This window comes from Candidatus Methylomirabilis limnetica (genome assembly GCF_003044035.1).
In the GTDB taxonomy this organism is placed as follows: Bacteria; Methylomirabilota; Methylomirabilia; order Methylomirabilales; family Methylomirabilaceae; genus Methylomirabilis; species Methylomirabilis limnetica.
Window position 1 is genome coordinate 80,186 of sequence record NZ_NVQC01000013.1, and the last position, 15,365, is coordinate 95,550.

At 58.7% G+C, this 15,365-nt stretch carries 24 protein-coding genes and 1 pseudogene; 11 read left to right on the forward strand and 14 right to left on the reverse strand.

Annotation, left to right across the window (positions count from 1 at the left end; all coding sequences use genetic code 11):
* Positions 1 to 1,110, forward strand: a complete 1,110-nt coding sequence (gene gmd, locus CLG94_RS03160; protein WP_239993097.1) for a GDP-mannose 4,6-dehydratase — start codon at positions 1 to 3, stop codon at positions 1,108 to 1,110.
* Here gmd and CLG94_RS13945 read toward each other — a convergent pair.
* Entirely contained in the window at positions 1,042 to 1,401 is a 360-nt protein-coding gene (locus tag CLG94_RS13945) for a DUF5615 family PIN-like protein (RefSeq protein WP_107561440.1), read from the reverse strand. The genes gmd and CLG94_RS13945 overlap by 69 nt on opposite strands.
* A gap of 9 nt (positions 1,402 to 1,410) precedes the next feature.
* Positions 1,411 to 1,656, reverse strand: a complete 246-nt coding sequence (locus CLG94_RS03170; RefSeq protein WP_107561441.1) for a DUF433 domain-containing protein — start codon at positions 1,654 to 1,656, stop codon at positions 1,411 to 1,413.
* A gap of 346 nt (positions 1,657 to 2,002) precedes the next feature.
* On the opposite strand from CLG94_RS03170, the gene CLG94_RS03175 reads away from it, so the two are divergent.
* Positions 2,003 to 2,440 (forward strand): GDP-mannose 4,6-dehydratase, encoded by a 438-nt coding sequence (locus CLG94_RS03175; RefSeq protein ID WP_432264754.1) that lies wholly within the window; start codon positions 2,003 to 2,005, stop codon positions 2,438 to 2,440.
* Positions 2,441 to 2,599: 159 nt separating this feature from the next.
* Here CLG94_RS03175 and CLG94_RS03180 read toward each other — a convergent pair whose 3' ends face one another.
* From CLG94_RS03180 to CLG94_RS03190, 3 genes are all read right to left on the reverse strand, one after another.
* On the reverse strand, positions 2,600 to 3,013 hold the full coding sequence (locus CLG94_RS03180) for a putative toxin-antitoxin system toxin component, PIN family (protein ID WP_107561442.1): 414 nt from the start codon (positions 3,011 to 3,013) through the stop codon (positions 2,600 to 2,602).
* Positions 3,014 to 3,025: 12 nt separating this feature from the next.
* The gene (locus tag CLG94_RS03185) at positions 3,026 to 3,262 is read right to left on the reverse strand and encodes a ribbon-helix-helix protein, CopG family (RefSeq protein WP_107561443.1); all 237 of its coding nucleotides are present in this window, start codon (positions 3,260 to 3,262) and stop codon (positions 3,026 to 3,028) included.
* A 461-nt stretch (positions 3,263 to 3,723) separates the two neighbouring features.
* Positions 3,724 to 4,074, reverse strand: coding sequence for a hypothetical protein (locus CLG94_RS03190; RefSeq protein ID WP_107561444.1), 351 nt, complete (start codon positions 4,072 to 4,074; stop codon positions 3,724 to 3,726).
* Between the two features lie 197 nt (positions 4,075 to 4,271).
* Here CLG94_RS03190 and CLG94_RS03195 point away from each other — a divergent pair, with 197 nt between their 5' ends.
* Together CLG94_RS03195 and CLG94_RS03200 are read left to right on the forward strand one after the other, a co-directional pair.
* Entirely contained in the window at positions 4,272 to 4,745 is a 474-nt protein-coding gene (locus CLG94_RS03195) for a hypothetical protein (RefSeq protein ID WP_153062382.1), read from the forward strand.
* Positions 4,746 to 5,109: 364 nt separating this feature from the next.
* Positions 5,110 to 6,364: pseudogene (locus tag CLG94_RS03200) on the forward strand (ISL3 family transposase).
* Positions 6,365 to 6,519: 155 nt separating this feature from the next.
* On the opposite strand, the gene CLG94_RS03205 reads toward CLG94_RS03200, so the two are convergent.
* Both CLG94_RS03205 and CLG94_RS12960 read right to left on the reverse strand, forming a co-directional pair.
* Positions 6,520 to 7,698, reverse strand: coding sequence for a glycosyltransferase (locus tag CLG94_RS03205; RefSeq protein ID WP_333783536.1), 1,179 nt, complete (start codon positions 7,696 to 7,698; stop codon positions 6,520 to 6,522).
* Positions 7,699 to 7,808: 110 nt separating this feature from the next.
* Positions 7,809 to 8,459, reverse strand: coding sequence for a hypothetical protein (locus CLG94_RS12960; RefSeq protein WP_153062383.1), 651 nt, complete (start codon positions 8,457 to 8,459; stop codon positions 7,809 to 7,811).
* A 48-nt stretch (positions 8,460 to 8,507) separates the two neighbouring features.
* Between CLG94_RS12960 and CLG94_RS12965 the strand changes: the two genes are divergently transcribed.
* Positions 8,508 to 8,912 (forward strand): hypothetical protein, encoded by a 405-nt coding sequence (locus CLG94_RS12965; RefSeq protein WP_161953996.1) that lies wholly within the window; start codon positions 8,508 to 8,510, stop codon positions 8,910 to 8,912.
* A 167-nt stretch (positions 8,913 to 9,079) separates the two neighbouring features.
* Here the strand turns inward: CLG94_RS12965 and CLG94_RS03215 are convergent, their stop codons facing one another.
* Genes CLG94_RS03215 through CLG94_RS03225 form a run of 3 tightly spaced genes read right to left on the reverse strand, consistent with a single transcriptional unit; the run spans position 9,080 to position 9,838 of the window.
* A complete protein-coding gene (locus CLG94_RS03215) occupies positions 9,080 to 9,271 on the reverse strand; it encodes a hypothetical protein (RefSeq protein WP_107561448.1) in 192 nt (63 codons plus the stop codon).
* Positions 9,268 to 9,561 carry a DUF5615 family PIN-like protein gene (locus CLG94_RS03220; RefSeq protein WP_107561449.1) on the reverse strand — a complete coding sequence of 98 codons (294 nt, stop codon included), beginning with the start codon at positions 9,559 to 9,561 and terminating at the stop codon, positions 9,268 to 9,270. Before CLG94_RS03220 ends, CLG94_RS03215 begins: the two co-directional genes overlap by 4 nt.
* Entirely contained in the window at positions 9,554 to 9,838 is a 285-nt protein-coding gene (locus CLG94_RS03225; protein ID WP_107561514.1) for a DUF433 domain-containing protein, read from the reverse strand. Before CLG94_RS03225 ends, CLG94_RS03220 begins: the two co-directional genes overlap by 8 nt.
* A 513-nt stretch (positions 9,839 to 10,351) precedes the next feature.
* Here CLG94_RS03225 and CLG94_RS03230 point away from each other — a divergent pair.
* Positions 10,352 to 10,660, forward strand: a complete 309-nt coding sequence (locus CLG94_RS03230) for a nucleotidyltransferase domain-containing protein (RefSeq protein WP_107561515.1) — start codon at positions 10,352 to 10,354, stop codon at positions 10,658 to 10,660.
* Positions 10,661 to 10,751: 91 nt separating this feature from the next.
* Complete coding sequence (locus CLG94_RS13235; RefSeq protein ID WP_161953997.1) at positions 10,752 to 10,907, forward strand: hypothetical protein; 156 nt, start codon at positions 10,752 to 10,754, stop codon at positions 10,905 to 10,907.
* A gap of 299 nt (positions 10,908 to 11,206) precedes the next feature.
* Here CLG94_RS13235 and CLG94_RS03235 read toward each other — a convergent pair whose 3' ends face one another.
* Positions 11,207 to 11,554, reverse strand: coding sequence for a type II toxin-antitoxin system PemK/MazF family toxin (locus CLG94_RS03235; RefSeq protein ID WP_107561450.1), 348 nt, complete (start codon positions 11,552 to 11,554; stop codon positions 11,207 to 11,209).
* Positions 11,532 to 11,741, reverse strand: a complete 210-nt coding sequence (locus CLG94_RS03240) for a toxin-antitoxin system, antitoxin component, Xre family protein (RefSeq protein ID WP_107561516.1) — start codon at positions 11,739 to 11,741, stop codon at positions 11,532 to 11,534. Before CLG94_RS03240 ends, CLG94_RS03235 begins: the two co-directional genes overlap by 23 nt.
* A 354-nt stretch (positions 11,742 to 12,095) precedes the next feature.
* On the opposite strand from CLG94_RS03240, the gene CLG94_RS03245 reads away from it, so the two are divergent.
* Positions 12,096 to 12,548: a transposase gene (locus tag CLG94_RS03245; RefSeq protein WP_107561451.1), complete on the forward strand. Its 453-nt coding sequence runs from the start codon at positions 12,096 to 12,098 to the stop codon at positions 12,546 to 12,548.
* A gap of 55 nt (positions 12,549 to 12,603) precedes the next feature.
* A complete protein-coding gene (locus tag CLG94_RS03250) occupies positions 12,604 to 12,927 on the forward strand; it encodes a hypothetical protein (protein WP_107561452.1) in 324 nt (107 codons plus the stop codon).
* A gap of 364 nt (positions 12,928 to 13,291) precedes the next feature.
* On the opposite strand, the gene CLG94_RS03255 is transcribed toward CLG94_RS03250, so the two are convergent.
* Together CLG94_RS03255 and CLG94_RS03260 are read right to left on the reverse strand one after the other, a co-directional pair.
* Positions 13,292 to 13,597 (reverse strand): hypothetical protein, encoded by a 306-nt coding sequence (locus CLG94_RS03255; protein ID WP_107561453.1) that lies wholly within the window; start codon positions 13,595 to 13,597, stop codon positions 13,292 to 13,294.
* Positions 13,598 to 13,600: 3 nt separating this feature from the next.
* On the reverse strand, positions 13,601 to 13,936 hold the full coding sequence (locus CLG94_RS03260) for a hypothetical protein (protein WP_107561454.1): 336 nt from the start codon (positions 13,934 to 13,936) through the stop codon (positions 13,601 to 13,603).
* Positions 13,937 to 14,286: 350 nt separating this feature from the next.
* On the opposite strand from CLG94_RS03260, the gene CLG94_RS13950 reads away from it, so the two are divergent.
* Complete coding sequence (locus CLG94_RS13950) at positions 14,287 to 14,742, forward strand: transposase (protein WP_133174620.1); 456 nt, start codon at positions 14,287 to 14,289, stop codon at positions 14,740 to 14,742.
* A gap of 103 nt (positions 14,743 to 14,845) precedes the next feature.
* Positions 14,846 to 15,358 carry a hypothetical protein gene (locus tag CLG94_RS03275; RefSeq protein WP_133174621.1) on the forward strand — a complete coding sequence of 171 codons (513 nt, stop codon included), beginning with the start codon at positions 14,846 to 14,848 and terminating at the stop codon, positions 15,356 to 15,358.
* The last annotated feature ends 7 nt before the right edge of the window (positions 15,359 to 15,365 follow it).

The window sequence follows — 15,365 nt, forward strand, 5'->3', positions numbered from 1 at the left end:
ATGACGATCGCGCTCATCACGGGGATCACCGGGCAAGATGGCTCGTACCTGACCGAGCTGCTGCTCGCAAAGGGCTACACAGTCCACGGGCTGATCCGGCGGGCCAGCACCTTCCATACGCAGCGGATCGAGCATCTCTACCAGGATCCGCATGACCCTGAGACCCGGCTCATCCTGCACTATGGTGATCTCTCCGATTCGAGCCAACTCACAAACCTCTTCTATGAGGTCCGGCCGGATGAGGTCTATCACCTGGGGGCGCAGAGCCATGTACGCGTGAGCTTCGACATGCCGGACTACACGGGCGACATCACCGGGTTGGGCACAGTCCGCTTACTGGAGGCGATCCGGAAGAGTGGGGTGGGGTGCCGGATCTACCAAGCCTCCAGCAGCGAGATGTTCGGCGATGCTCCGGCGCCCCAGAACGAGCAGAGCCGCTTTCAGCCGCGCAGCCCGTATGCGATCGCCAAGCTGTACGCTTACTGGATGGTGCGCAATTACCGCGAAGGGTACGGCCTCTTCGCCTGTAACGGCATCATGTTCAACCATGAGTCGCCCCGGCGGGGGGAGACCTTTGTCACGCGGAAGATTACGCGGGCTGTGGCCGCCATCGTCGCTGGACGGCAGAAGACGCTGTTTCTGGGTAACCTCGATGCTCGACGCGATTGGGGGTTTGCGCCGGAGTATGTGGAGGGGATGTGGCTGATGCTCCAGCAGGAAGCACCGTGTGACCTGGTCTTCGGGACCGGTGAGACCCATTCGGTGCTGGAGTTTGTGGAGGAGGCCTTTGGCTACGTCAACCTCGACTGGCGGGACTACGTCACCGAGGACCCGCGCTACCGCCGCCCGACAGAGGTTCCGCTCCTGCAGGCCGATCCCTCCGAGGCCAAGCGACGCCTCGGGTGGGAACCTACCGTCGCATTCCGGGACTTGGTCAGGATCATGATGGACGCCGACCTCGAGGCCGCAGGCCTACTCGCGCCAGGGCAGGGGACGCGGTGCCTGACCGATGGATGTAACCCGCGCGATAGTACATTGAAACTACCGGTGAGGTTGCCGTTTGATCAATCGGTGCCGCTTCTCCTCGAGGAGAACCAGTACGCCGGTTAATTCATCAAGATGGGTAGTGGTGAGCAGATGTTTAAGGCGGGGTTCATATCGCACGGGGGTGTTGGGCCGGATCGTGGAGATGATGATCCCACCGCATCGAGCGGGGTCAAACATACGAAAGCCTTTGTCGGTTGTGACGATGACACGCTTTTGCTGACAGGCGATACGATAGATTTCGAAATCTTGAGTTCCGAAGCGTTCAAGCTCCTTAATATCCAGAACGTCGTGGCCTAGGCCCCTGAGCAATGCAACAGTTGTGGGCGAGACGCACTCATCGATCAAGAAGCGCAAGCAGAGGCCTTATCGTTGAAGGGCGTTCGAGCCATAACGGAGAGCTTCGTTGATATCTTCCGGTGTCAGATGAGGAAACTGATCGAGAATGTCTTTGATCGAGTAACCATCGGCCAGGTAATCAAAGATCAGGGAGACGGGGATACGTGTGCCCTTGATGATCGGCTGGCCGTGCATGATACTCTTAGCACGAACGATCCTCGCAAAGGTCCCTGTCTCACCATATTTTTTGGGAGATGTTGCGGTTTTGGGCATGGATAGAGTCTCCTTGATTGTTAGTGTAAGATGAAGGTGTATGAAAGTCAACTGTACCGCTGCATCGGTGGGTGCAGCAGAACCTCTTCTGGCACCTGGGCTCGCAGACCAGGGTACACCTCCATGAGCACCGCAATATCGGCCAGACCCTTCTGTGCTGATCCACGATCACCGCCTTCCAAAACGTGAACGCCCTCATCGGACCACTCACATTGACCCGTCACTTCCTGCCTTTCTGGAGTCCTCTGATTACGCCAGATCCCTTTCATGTATTCGGTTCGGCATGAGGTAACTGCAACAGGGCTATAGGGAAAGAACAAGGACGCTGGAGAAGGGGAACCTTTGTCTGAGAGAGGCGACGAGGCGCCAAACAAAGCTGTTCCTGGGCAACCTTGAGGCCCGACGCGATTGGGGGTTTGCGCCGGAGTACGTCGAGGGGATGTGGCTGATGCTCCAACAAGAGGTACCGTGTGACCTGGTCTTCGGGACCGGAGAGACGCATTCGGTTCAGGAATTCGTGGAGGAGGCCTTTGGCTACGTGAACCTGGACTGGCGGGACTACGTGGCGGAGGATCCGCGCTACCGCCACCCGACCGAGGTCCCGCTTCTGCAGGCCGATCCCTCCGAGGCCAAGCGACGGCTCGGGTGGGAGCCCACAGTCACGTTCCGGGACTTGGTCAGGATCATGATGGACGCCGACCTCGAGGCCGCGGACCTACCCGCGCCAGGGCAGGGCAAGCGGTGCCTGACCGATGGTCGACTGGCGTGGCTCAGGAGACCGTGATGGACAGCCTTCCTCATGCCCAGACCCCTTCCGCATCACTGTCTGCTAGAACCGTCCCTGCTTAGGAAGTGATCGCCATTCGTCCTCGGTGTGCACCACCAAATCTCGCCACGCTAACACCGGTCACCATTAACCAAGCGATCTCGCTGATGTAGTGTCCTAGATACCTTGTGTCAGGAGATCAAGGTATTGAGCTGGACTGACGATCTTGATGCCATGGTAGGATCCTAGAGGTAGCAGATGCTCCTTATCACCAGTAACCAGGAACTCGGCTTGAGCCGCAGCAGCACACTCCAAGATGCGGTTATCATCATCGTTGGCTGTCACAATGGTAATCCGCTCTATCGGTGTAATCACATGGGCAATGGCACGGATCGCATTGACCCGAACATCCACCTCCTTGTTCGTGAAACGGAATTTCTCTCGCAGAACGCGGTCGAGCTCGGACAGGATGAAGGGGGAGATGAACAGCTCGCTTGCTCGTCGGCGGATGCGAGAAAGGATTTGATCCGGCTTGCTTCCCGGGAAGGCCAGGGCGGAGATCAGGACATTGGTGTCAAGGACAATCCGCATGGAAGGGAGGGATTATTTGCGGATTGCGTGCACGAGTCGATCCACGTCCTCTTCCGTTCTGATCCCGAGCGCCTGTACTTGGAGGGCTGTCTTTCTCTGAAGTGTCCGCCACTGTTGGTCTTCAAGGTACAGGCGTAGGGCCTCCCGGACCAGTTCGCTCTTGGTTCGGTGTTCCTCCTTAGCCGTACGCTCGGCCTCTCGGACAAGCTTGGGGGGAAGCGAAATAGTCCATGTCTTGGTGGTACGCATCGCGTCACCTCCTGTTCAGTTGAAGCCTACTCAGTAGGATGAAATATTATTACAGGGATGTCAAGGGAAACTCTAGCACCCGCTCCTCACGCCGAAGGGGTATTTAAAATTCATCAAGGGGACACCGATGAACCCTTCCATCTCGGCGAGTTGGACGATGTGGATATCCCGGAACCTGCTGGGCGGTGCCAACACCCTACAGGGAAGCGGCCGGGACAGCCGTCGTATTCGAGACGGTGGTCGCGCTCACCGAGGCCCCGAAAAGGTCTCGGGCGACCGCCATTCGTGCCCCGTGTTCCAGCACGTCCGTCGGCACAGGGAGTTCGGTGAGGGGGGCGAGGGGGCAGCAGGCCAGTATGGGCTATACTGCGCCCCGCCGTTGGAGAGGTCGACAGACCTGTGGAACGCTGATCGTGCAGAATCGAGTTTAGAATGGGGTCAGGAATGGGGTCAGGCATGCCTTATTGCCTCTTGGTGATTCCCGTCGTACGTCGTATGATCGGCCATGGCACGAAAACCGCGAGCGTATTGTCCCGGCGCTCTTTCTCCTGTGATCTGCCGGGGCAATCACGGCCCACGGATCTTGTCGGATGACGCCGACCGGCGGCGATATCGTGCAGTTGCTTCAAGGCACCCGATGGCGGTGTGACTGTCGCCTGTAGGCCTATGGTCTGATGAGTACTCACGTCCACCACCTGATCGACGTCGGTCCACCCCCGTTGTCCGCCTTCCTGCACACTCTTCTCTTCCGTGACACGCGGGACTGGACCCAGCGATACCGGGATGTGGGATATCTGTTTCACGGCCGGCATCAAGCGATCCTCTGCGAGAAGGACAGCTATTACTCAGAGCCTAAAATAGCCGGCCTCCCCCTTTAGCAAAGGGGGGTAAGGGGGGTTTTGAACGATCGGTAAAACCCCCTCAGTCCCCCTTTTGTAAAGGGGGAAGTTGCTGGAGATGTTGTGCCAGAGTGCAATCTAGTTAGTGCTCCCCGTAATATGTGCTGGAGGTGATCCGATACAGTCATCTCAATCCGGTGCGGAAGCCGACTCGTCCGAGATCCGAGCCGATACGCCTGGAGCAGCCACGGGGCGTCTGTCAGGGGGAAGGGCTCCGGGTGGATGGCGGTCGAGGACGTGCTGCCTCGGTGGGGGAGGAGGTGGGGGCCTCTCAGCGATGTGTGCGCGAAGGGGTGAAAGAAGGACATCGGGCGGATGTGTACGAGGTGGTGGATCAGCGGTATCTGGGAGATGATGCGTTCGTGCAGGAAGTGACGGGGCGGTTAAAGAACGAGGATCCGCCGCAAGCGGTGGCCGTGACATGGGAAGAGATATGCAAGGGGGTGTTCAAACAGTGTGGTGTGTCGGCTGGGGCCGTGATGGATCGGGGCAAGGAGCGGGGCGCGGTGCGGATCAAACGGGTGATGGCCTGGGTAGGAAGAGAGGTCGGCGGCTTGAGAACCGGGAGATGGCTCAAGCCCTGAGGCAAGACCCCGGGTCGTTGAGCCGGGGTGTCAGAAATCTGGTGGACCAGAGGGAGAAGGACCAGGACCTCGTGACGTCGGTGCAGGTCCTGTGTGAGACGATGCGAAGAGGGCGGCCTTTTAAAAAGACAATAAGGCAGGCCTGACCCCTACTGACTGCTCAGCCCTGATAAGGCAATGACCAAACTGATCAATGCGATAATCCGGCTCGTCCGCAGACTCTGTGGGTAGAACTGTAGGAGTTTGTGGTGTTGCTGGATAGAGAGATGAGAGAGGAGTCTCATGTGAGAGAGTGCATCCCGCACCCTGATTCTGAGAAGATGGAAGTTACGAGCAACCATCGATCAGAAAGTAAGGAGGCGGGATGCAGATCAAGACTATCCTCAATCGTGTCCAGAAATTCAAGTCTTTTGTGTACGGCACCGTGCGTTGGGTTGAAGACGCGGCGGTGCCGGCACTGGAAGTAGACCTGCACCCGCGGATGAACAGTCGGCCGATCTGCGCTGGCTGTGATCGACCCAGGCCGGGGTACGACACCCTGGCGGTGCGCCGCTTTGAGTTTGTGCCGTTGTGGGGGATGAAGGTGTTCTTTGTGTATGCGCCGCGGCGCGTGGACTGTCCAGCGTGTGGGGTTCGGGTGGAGCGGATGCCCTGGGCAGAGGGTAAGCAGCATCTGACCCAAGCCTACGCCTGGTTTCTGGCCTCCTGGGCCAAACGTCTGTGCTGGAAGGAAGTGGCAGAAGCTTTTCGCATGAGTTGGGATTCGGTATTCCGCGCTGTGGAGATGGCCGTCGACTGGGGCCGGGCGCATCAAGATCTTTCTGGTATCGGTGCCATCGGGGTGGATGAGATCGCCTGGCAGCGTGGCCATCGGTATTTGACGCTGGTCTATCAGATCGATGCCCACCGCAAGCGGCTGCTGTGGGTGGGCGAGAAACGCACGGTCAAGACCCTGCTGCAGACCTTCCACTGGTTGGGCCGGGAGCGCAGTCAGGCGTTGCAGTTTATCTGCAGCGATATGTGGAAGCCGTCCCTGAAGGTCATTGCCAAGAAGGCCGGGCAGGCCATCCATGTGCTGGACCGCTTTCACATCATGGCGCACCTGAACCAAGGCCATTGATAAGGTCCGTGCCGAAGAGGCCAATGCGCTCAAGGCGAAGGGGTATGAACCGGTACTGACCCAGACCCGCTGGCTGGTGCTCAAGCGGCCGGAGAATCTGAGCGACAAGCAGGAGACCCGACTGGCCACGCTGTTGCAGTACAATCTGAAGACCGTCCGCAGCTATCTGCTGAAGGAGAACTTCCAGTTCTTCTGGTCGTACACCTCGGCGCATTGGGCGGGACGGTTTCTGGATCAATGGTGCACACAAACACTGCGCTCGAAGATCGAGCCGATGAAGAAAGTCGCCCGGATGTTGCGCGGTCATCGTGAGCTGTTGTTGAACTGGTTCCGTGCCAAGGGGCGGGTTTCCAGTGGTGTGGTGGAGGGTGTGACCACCCAAGCGAAATGGACGACCAGAAAAGCGTATGGTTTTCGGACCTATCATGCGGCTGAAATCGCTTTGTACCATACGCTTGGCGCTTTACCCGTGCCAGAATCTACCCATAGATTCTACTGAGGAGCCTCAAATTTACATGCAGTTGATGTCGGATTGTCGGAATGTTCATGGTGACGAACTCCTTTGCGTTAGCCTCTCGGATGATGCTACGTATACAGCCGCTTCAGCCGCTCTCGCGCAACACGAGGTCGACGGCCGTTAGCGGGCATACTCAGTCACCGCAGGCGATCCGCGACGAGCTGAGCGAAGTAGTCAAGGTACGCATCAACCATGCGATCGAGCCCGCAAGACACGCGGGCTCGCTTGGCTGCGGCGGCGCTGAAGGTTTCGCGGCGCCTAGGGTCGGCGAGCAATTGCTCAATCGCCCCGGCCAGCGCGTCCGGCCGATAGGGCGGGACGAGGAGCCCGGTACGCTCGTGATCGACGAGTTCGGGCAGCGCCGCGACCCTGCTTGCTACCACGGGCAGTCCCACGGATATCGCCTCGGCAACGACGTTGGAGAAGCTCTCCTCGTGCGTCGCGTGAACGAGCAGGTCCGCGGCACGATAGTACGCGGCGAGGTCGGCTGGCACATCGAGATACGGGACATGGCGGACCTCGGTCGACCCCCACTGTTCGGTGCGTGGCTTGCGACCGCCGACAATCACGAACAGCGGCTCATGTCCGACATTCGCATCGGAGAGCCGGCGTACGGCGGCTTCAAGCGTGGCCCAGTCCTTGAAGCGGTTAGACACGCCTCCGTGCGCGACGGTGAGGAAAATCGGCCGGAGGTGCGGTAATCCGAGAGCATCTCGGGCCTCCCGGCGCGATCCCTGGTGAAAGATTCCGGGATCGACACCGTTAGGGATCACGCGGCTCGAGCGGATAGACGGCCCGAGCATCGATTGGTTCAGGCGCTTCAACTGCCACTCGGACAATGCGATCACGTGCAGCTCGGAGTGGGCATAGATCCGCTGCTTGCGGCGCCAATTGAAGGCGGTCGCGTCGCGCGGGATGGCCGGTTCGCGCTCGAGGTCCGGGCAGTGGCCGCAGCCGCGCAGCCAGCGATCGCACTGGCCGGGGCAGGCGCAGTGGCCGGTGACGAGCCAGCTGTCGCCGGGGCGCAGCACTACTGGCACCTGTTTGGAGAGGGGCGCGAGCGCCCGCAGGTCGAAAAATCCGCCGTGCAGGTTGACGCCGAGCACGAGGTCCGGAGGCGGCTGCCCGGTAAGTTCGAGGAGCAGGGTGGAGTATGGATGCGCAAAACCCTCGAGCCCCAGCCAACGTTCTGCTGCGAGCGTGAGTCGCCGACGCGCTCGATCCACCACGCCTGCGTAGGGTCGGTAGTCGAAGTGTGGGCTGCCCCAGAACGGTATCACTCGGGAATCGGTTGTCTTCTTGTCGCCCACCGCCATCCAGGCGTCGACCCCGCGGGCTTCAAGTCCTTTAAGCAGGAGCCACCCGACCCGTTCGGCTCCGCCGCCGCGATCAGTGGTGTTGACTAGAATGACCTTACCTCTCCAGCTCATCGTGACCGCAGCGCGAACAGCGGAATGCCCAGCCGACGCGAGTCCCGCGGACCATTCAGTGCTGGTGGCAAGGGTCGCGTCACGACGGTGAGCCACCGGGGTCCGCTCGGGCCGCGGAGCCGGCAGTGGAGTTCTCCCCTGATCGCCCGGATGTCCCGGCGCGGGACTGCCCGCGTGCCCCACGATACGCCGCGCAAGTAGCGATCCACCGGGCCGCGTAGCTCACGTGTGTCGAGCACGATTTCCCCGGCTCCCGGCGGCAGGCTGACCCGCAGGCGAGCCAGCGGCGCTCCCCACCGGAATGCTTCTCCGTTCCAACTCTCCAGGGCGTGGAAGCCGAGTCGTTGATGTTCGAGGATCTCCTCGATGCCGCGCAGGTGGGTGAGCATCACGGGGTCCGACGGACCGTCGCGATGGGCGAGCGCCATCTCAATCCGCGTCGCGCGGATGCGAGTCTCCCAAGAACGGATGTATGCGCGCCATCCCGCCTCGGGGAACTGGGCGAGCACGTAAGTGCGCAGCTCCGTCCAAGCGTTTACCCATTTCGCTACCGTCAGGCGCGAGCGCGACCCGAATAATGCCCAAGCGAGTCCTGTGGCCAACTCCGCGAGGCCGCTATCTCTCACATAGCCGTGTGCGAGATCCACGGCGCTCGCGCGGGCGAGCGCCAGCACGGCCGAGCAATCGAGAGCACCGTGGTATCCGGCGCGATCGGACCACTCCGGCGCATGGCCGAAGTAGGCATCGCAGAAGGTCGCGTCGCTCAGCAGCCGGTAGCGGCATTCGTCGCAGATGTGCGTATGGATTCGCCGCTGGTGGTCGGCGTAGTCCTCGCTGTTGTGATGGGTGACTACAGCATCGGGGATGGTCGCGACGCGCAATCCCATCTGGTGCAATCGTGCTCCGAGAAGCGTGTTGTTGAACAGACCGAATTCGTGGGGAATGCCGCCGGCGGCACGGAGGGCCGAGCTGCGCACAACGTATCCGTAAGTCTTCAGGAGATTCCACTGGCTGTCAAGGGAGTTCCCGGGGGCGTGCTCAGTAAACCAGCGGCGCTCCATCGGGGCGAGACGGGCCGCTCCAACGTTGCGCACCGATAGCCCCGCACCTGCAATGCCGGGGTTGCGGTCGAAATACTCGATCACCTGCTGGACCAAGTTTGGGTCGGCGGCGCAGTGATGCTCGGTGACTAGCACCAGCTCGGCCTCGGTATCGCGCGAGGCAAGTGCCACGAGATTTTGGGGGTCCAACCCGCGGGGGTATTTGATCATTCGGTCGTGCGGACGAGAACGCGCCGCACCTCCGCTTCGAAGACCGAGTCGGATCCATCCGCAGCGATGACTAGACGGAACGCTTCACGCGCGATGCTTTGTTTCCCGGTCCAGGAACGAACGCACTCCAGCCCATGCTCCCGGGCATCCAACAACGGAAACACCACGTCTACCCGTGGCGTGCTCATGCGAACCAGACCTCTCGGTTCTGCTGGAAACAGAAGTGGGTCATCGTGCGCCTAGAATGCTGCCTCCCACCTTCAATCCAGCCTCGATGGAGGCGTTCGAAGTCAACTCGGTTGTGGGTGAGGAGGATGCGGCTGGCTTCTGCGACGAACTCCAATTGCTCGGAGTCTGCCCGGCCAAGTAAACCAGCATCCCGTGCGGTCAGCGCCTCGAATCCGCGCGCCTGTAATATCGCGGCGACCACCACAGACACATCCTCGTCAAGGTAGACCCTGGCGGGCGGGCTAGCCATCCGTACGGACTGCCGGATGCGTCAGGTCGTCGGGCACTTTGTTGCGTTCGATGCACTGCTGGATCTCCTCCCGATGGTCAGCGTAGTAGCTGAGCGCATCGAACACTTGGGCAAGGGTGAGGTGTGGCAGATGTAGGGGAATTTCCTCCGGATTAACCCCAAGGCGCCAAAGCTCGACAATCGCGCGTACGGGGGTCCGTGTGCCCATGATGATGGGCTCTCCGCTGAGGATGCCGTTATCCCGCATGATATAGTGGTGCTCTGTTTGAATCGTCATGGTATCCCCCTCCCATACCCAGATCGCTTCTCGCATCGCCGGGGGCGTGAGTCAATATTCGGTCCCCTCGCCCTTAGTCCAAGAGTATAGTAGAATTCATGCGAAGAGCAAGCTTGCAGTTGATCCGAGAGCCGGGGTCAGTATCGACGGCACGAACCAAAGCCATCCCGCGCTTGACACCAGCCTCAAAATACGGGTACGCTCCCCATCAAGTAGAGCCTAGTTATTACTCAGAGCATACAATAGCGTGCCTCCCCCTTTCGCAAAGGGGGGTAAGGGGGGATTTTAACGATCGGTAAAACCCCCTCAATCCCCCTTTTGTAAAGGGGGAAGTTGCTGGAGATGTTGTGCAAGAGTGCAATCTAGTTAATGCTCCCCGTAATATATGGAGCGGACTGCGAGGAGTTACGGTTCGTGGAAGCAGAGACGATAGAAGTAGAGCGGGTCAAAGCTACTGGTGTGTACAGCCGAGTATACCACCTGCCACATGACGACGATCAGGGAGATGTTCCAATGGCTACGATCCCAGATGGGGTGAATCAGAGTGCTCAGCGTTTCCTGGCGGCAATGCGACAGCATGTGCAGGCAGCCTACGTGTACGGCTCTCAGGTCAAGGGTACGGCTGTTGAGTGGAGCGACATCGATCTGGCGGTGGTATCGCCGGATTTTTCCGCCGATCTGTTTCAGGAGCGGCTTGCCTTAATGCGCCTCGCTGCCCAAATCGATGACCGCATTGAGCCTCATCCCTTTACACCAGAAGATTTCAACGACACCGATTCGCTTGCTAGTGAGATTCGCCGGACAGGGGTGCGGATCGCGTAAGCCCGTTTCAGCGACTTGAGTTCCTTAACAAAGGGGTCAGGCATGCCTTATTGCCTCTTGGTGATTCCCGTCGTACGTCGTAGGATCGGGCATGGCACGAAAACCGCGAGTGTATTGTCCAGGCGCCCTGTATCATGTGATCTGCCGTGGCAATCACGGCCCACGGATCTTGTCGGATGACGCCGACCGAGGGCGATATCTGGAGTTGCTTCAAGACACCCGACTGCGGTGTGACTGTCGCCTGTAGGCCTATGGTCTGATGGGCAATCACGTCCACCACCTGATCGAAGTCGGTCCAACCCCGTTGTCCAAAATCATGCAAAAATCTTCTATTCCGTTACACGCGGTACTGGAACCAGCGATACCGGAAGGTGGGACATCTTTTCCAAGGCCGGCATAAAGCGATCCTATGCGAGAGGGAAAGCTATTTACTGGAGTTGGTCCGATACAGTCATCTAATCAGAAAAAGGGGACAGATTTATTTTCCTCGACGCGCAGCCGTTGGAACTGGAGCCGGCCGGGATGCGATGACATTCATTGGCGTTATTAACCGAGGATTATGGGAAGTGCTCGCCGAAGCGCCTGCCGATCTTCCTCTATCAATTGTCCAAGCTTTCGGAGGATCAGTTCCTTCTCAACCGTGGTAAAGATAGGCTTGATGGTCGAGGGTTTCAGCAACCCGGCCTGCTGCCAGTGTTGGATTATTACTTCGCCCACCGTGGTCGAGGGTCGGATTTGACTGGTCACGGCCAGCAGAATAAGGTCAGGACGCTCCCGATGGTAGGCTTCAGAGCTCACCACTACGGCGGGGCGCCTCTTACTGGCGGTCTGATCCGTGAAGGGGAAAGGGACCAGGACGATGTCTCCAAACTTAAAGCTTATCGTAGACGGCATCGTCCGGATTGTCCCAAACCATTTGGAAGGCCTCTTCCGACAGCTTCATGGCGGCCCGGGTGAGGCGACGGTCCTCCATGCGCAGGCGCAGGAAGTCCACGAAATCCTCCACCTCGGCCACCTTCTCCGGCGGCAGGGTGATAATCTTTTCCATGAGGTTTTTCTGAGAGTCAGACTGGACGGACATCGTTTTGCCTCCCATGCCTCATTAGCCCTCAGTGGCGTAGAAAGATAACATCAATGATGTTTACTGAGTAGTGTACTGGTGATAAGGCGACATGTCAAATGAAGCGTAAAGTCATAAATGAGCCTGTCCTGCAAACCCCTTGTTGTGCTTAGACAGGCTCAGCAGAACGGGAAAACGTCAATCTTCAATGCCCATACCGTTCGCCCTGAGCATGTCGAAGGGTGAACGGGGGGTTTGCAGGACAGGCTCAAATAAGAATAAATAGAATGGGGTCAGGCATGTTAAGAATGGTAAGAAAGAATGGGGTCAGGCATGCCTTATTAACCTGCGGTGATTCCCGTCGTAGGATCGAGCATGGCACGAAAACCACGAGTGTATTGTCCATGCGCCCTGTATCATGTGATCGGCCGTGGCAATCAAGGCCAACCGATCTTTTCGGATGACGCCGACCGGCGGCGATATCTGGAGTTGCTTCAAGAAACCCGACTGCGGTATGACTTTCGCCTGTATGCCTATGTTCTGATGGGCACTCACGTCCACCACCTGATCGACATCGGTCCACCCCCATTGTCCAAGATCATGCAAAATCTTCTATTCCGTTACACGCGGTACTGGAACCAGCGATATCGGAAGGTGGGACATCTTTTCCAAGGCCGGCATAAAGCGATCCTATGCGAGAAGGAACGCTATGTGCTGGAGTTGGTCCGATACATTCATCTCAATCCGGTGCGGAGCCGAATCGTCCGAGATCCGAGCCGATACGCCTGGAGCAGCCACGGGGCGGGTGTCAGGGGGAAGGGCTCCTAGGTGGATTGCAGTCGAGGAGGTTCTGCCTCGGTGGGGCAGTCGGCGGTCCGACGCGGTGGCGGCCTATCAGCGATTTGTGCGCGAAGGGTTGAAAGAAGGACATCGGGCGGATTTGTACGAGGTGGTGGATCAGCGGTATCTGGGAGATGATGCGTTCGTGCAGGAAGTGACGGGGCGGTTAAAGAACGAGGAGCCGCCGCAAGCGGTGGCCGTGACATGGGAAGAGATATGCAAGGGGGTGTTCAAACAGTGTGGTGTGTCGGCTGGGGCCGTGATGGATCGGGGCAAGGAGCGGGGCGCGGTGCGGATCAAACGGGTGATGGCCTGGGTAGGAAGAGAGGTCGGCGGCTTGAGAACCGGGAGATGGCTCAAGCCCTGAGGCAAGACCCCGGGTCGTTGAGCCGGGGTGTCAGAAATCTGGTGGACCAGAGGGAGAAGGACCAGGACCTCGTGACGTCGGTGCAGGTCCTGTGTGAGACGATGCGAAGAGGGCGGCCTTTTAAAATGACAATAAGGCAAGCCTGACCCCTAATCCGTTCCCGCTCGGCACACCCTTCGTGAACGAAGCTTGCAGAAATGTCTAGCGATTCACGAGTAGGTCCAAGAAGGAGAATGGAGCGCCGCAACGTGTGACAAGGCGAACCCTCCCCCCTTCACGTAACCATATGATGATCGCATGCATGTTGGTGCCAAGTGGAAAGTGGGGTGGTGCTGGACAGGTACTGGTAAAGGATGGTACGGCTTCACGGGTGAGGCGTGATAGCAACAACGATGATCTCACCCCGCTTGGTCCCGTAGTGCCAGAAGATCCGGTAGGCCGCTGGCGTCTTACTCTCTGCGTAGGTTGCAAAAACCTTTTCCCCATGCAGACCCTTCAGGCTTTTGTATTCGTGGGCATTGAGACTCGGATGGTGCATGTTGGTTTCCATGAGGCCGAGGGTTTTTCGTACCGCCTTCAGGCGTTTCTCAAGGCCTTTGTCTCGCTCAAGCGCCTCTAGTTGCTTGCCTGCGGTCGGAGTGAATGTCAGCGTGAATCGAGGCGAGTTCACCCGTTAACCGATCTCATCGTTGGCGTGCTTAGCAAAAGAGCCGATCTTACGTGCCTTACCATGTCCGGCTTCTTCCAGGCCTCGGCGCACGCTCTCAAGTGCGGCCTTGTTGTTGTAAAGCCAAGCTTCATGGAGTGGGACGGTAACTTCTGGGGAGAGCAGGATCTGGCCCGCTTTGTTGCACGCGATCTTGAAGCGTAGCCTCTCCACGTCCTCGCCTATTACGGCTTGCAGGGCTTCGATAGCCTTACTGAGGGTGATGCGCTTTTTGCTGTCCAAGGTGCCCTTTCCAACGGGTGTGAAATACTCGTCTAGCAAAGCTTCATTGGATGACATCATTGCGTAATCTCCTTTAGCCTCGCTCCCACCGCTCGATCAATACCTACCCTCATTTCTTATCACTATCTTGTGGGCAAGAGAAGTTTACCCACTTTCCCACGCATTGTCAAGTTTCATTCTTCTTTGCCTTACGCGGCAACTCGCTCCTCGCGAGATTCCTACCCGGGTGCCCAACCGCTGGAGCGCAAAGGCGAACCTTCCCCCACCCTTTCACGAAACCATATGATGCCCTCCTGCCTTTTGGCGCCAAGTGGAGTCTTAGATAGTAACCGCCTGCGTTTCATCTAGTCATGGAAATGGGGTCAGGCATGCCTTATTAACTTTCGGTGATTCCCGTTGCATGCTCGATCATGGCACGAAAACCGCGAGTTTATTTTCCAGGCGCTCTTTATCATGTGATCTGCCGTGGCAATCAAGGCCAACCGATCTTTTCGGATGACGCCGACCGAGGGCGATATCTGGAGTTGCTTCAAGAGACCCGACTGCGGTATGACTTTCGCCTGTATGCCTATGTTCTGATGGGCAATCACGTCCACCACCTGATCGAAGTCGGTCCAACCTCGTTGTCCGCCTTCCTGCACACTCTTCTCTTCCGTGACACGCGGGACTGGACCCAGCGATACCGGGATGTGGGACATCTGTTCCACGGCCGGCATCACGCAATCCTCTGCGAGAAGGACAGCTATTACTCAGAGCATACAATAGCGTGCCTCCCCCCTTTAGCAAAGGGGGGTAAGGGGGGTTTTGAACGATCTGGAAAACCCCCTCAATCCCCCTTTGCTAAAGGGGGAAGTTGCTGGAGGTGATCCGATACAGTCATCTCAATCCGGTGCGGAGCCGAATCGTCCGAGATCCGAGCCGATACGCCTGGAGCAGCCACGGGGCGTATGTCAGGGGGAAGGGCTCCGGGTGGATGGCGGTCGAGGACGTGCTGCCTCGGTGGGGGAGGAGGTGGGGGCCTCTCAGCGATGTGTGCGCGAAGGGGTGAAAGAAGGACATCGGGCGGATGTGTACGAGGTGGTGGATCAGCGGTATCTGGGAGATGATGCGTTCGTGCAGGACGTAACGGGGCGGTTCACGAACGAGGAGCCGCCGCACGCGGTGGCCGTGACATGGGAAGAGATATGCAAGGGGGTGTTCAAACAGAGTGGCGTGTCGGCTGGGGCCGTGAGGGATCGGGGCAAGGAGCGGGGAGCGGTGCGGATCACACGGGTGATGGCCTGGGGAGGAAGAGAGGTCGGCGGCGTGACGAACCGGGAGATGGCTCAAGCCCTAAGGCAAGACCCCGGGTCGGTGAGCCGGGGTGTCAGAAAGCTGGTGGACGAGATGGAGAAGGACCGGGACCTCGTGAAGTTGGTGCAGGTCCTGTGTGAGACGATGCGAAGAGGGCGGCCTTTTAAAAAGACAATAAGGCACGCCTGACCCCTAC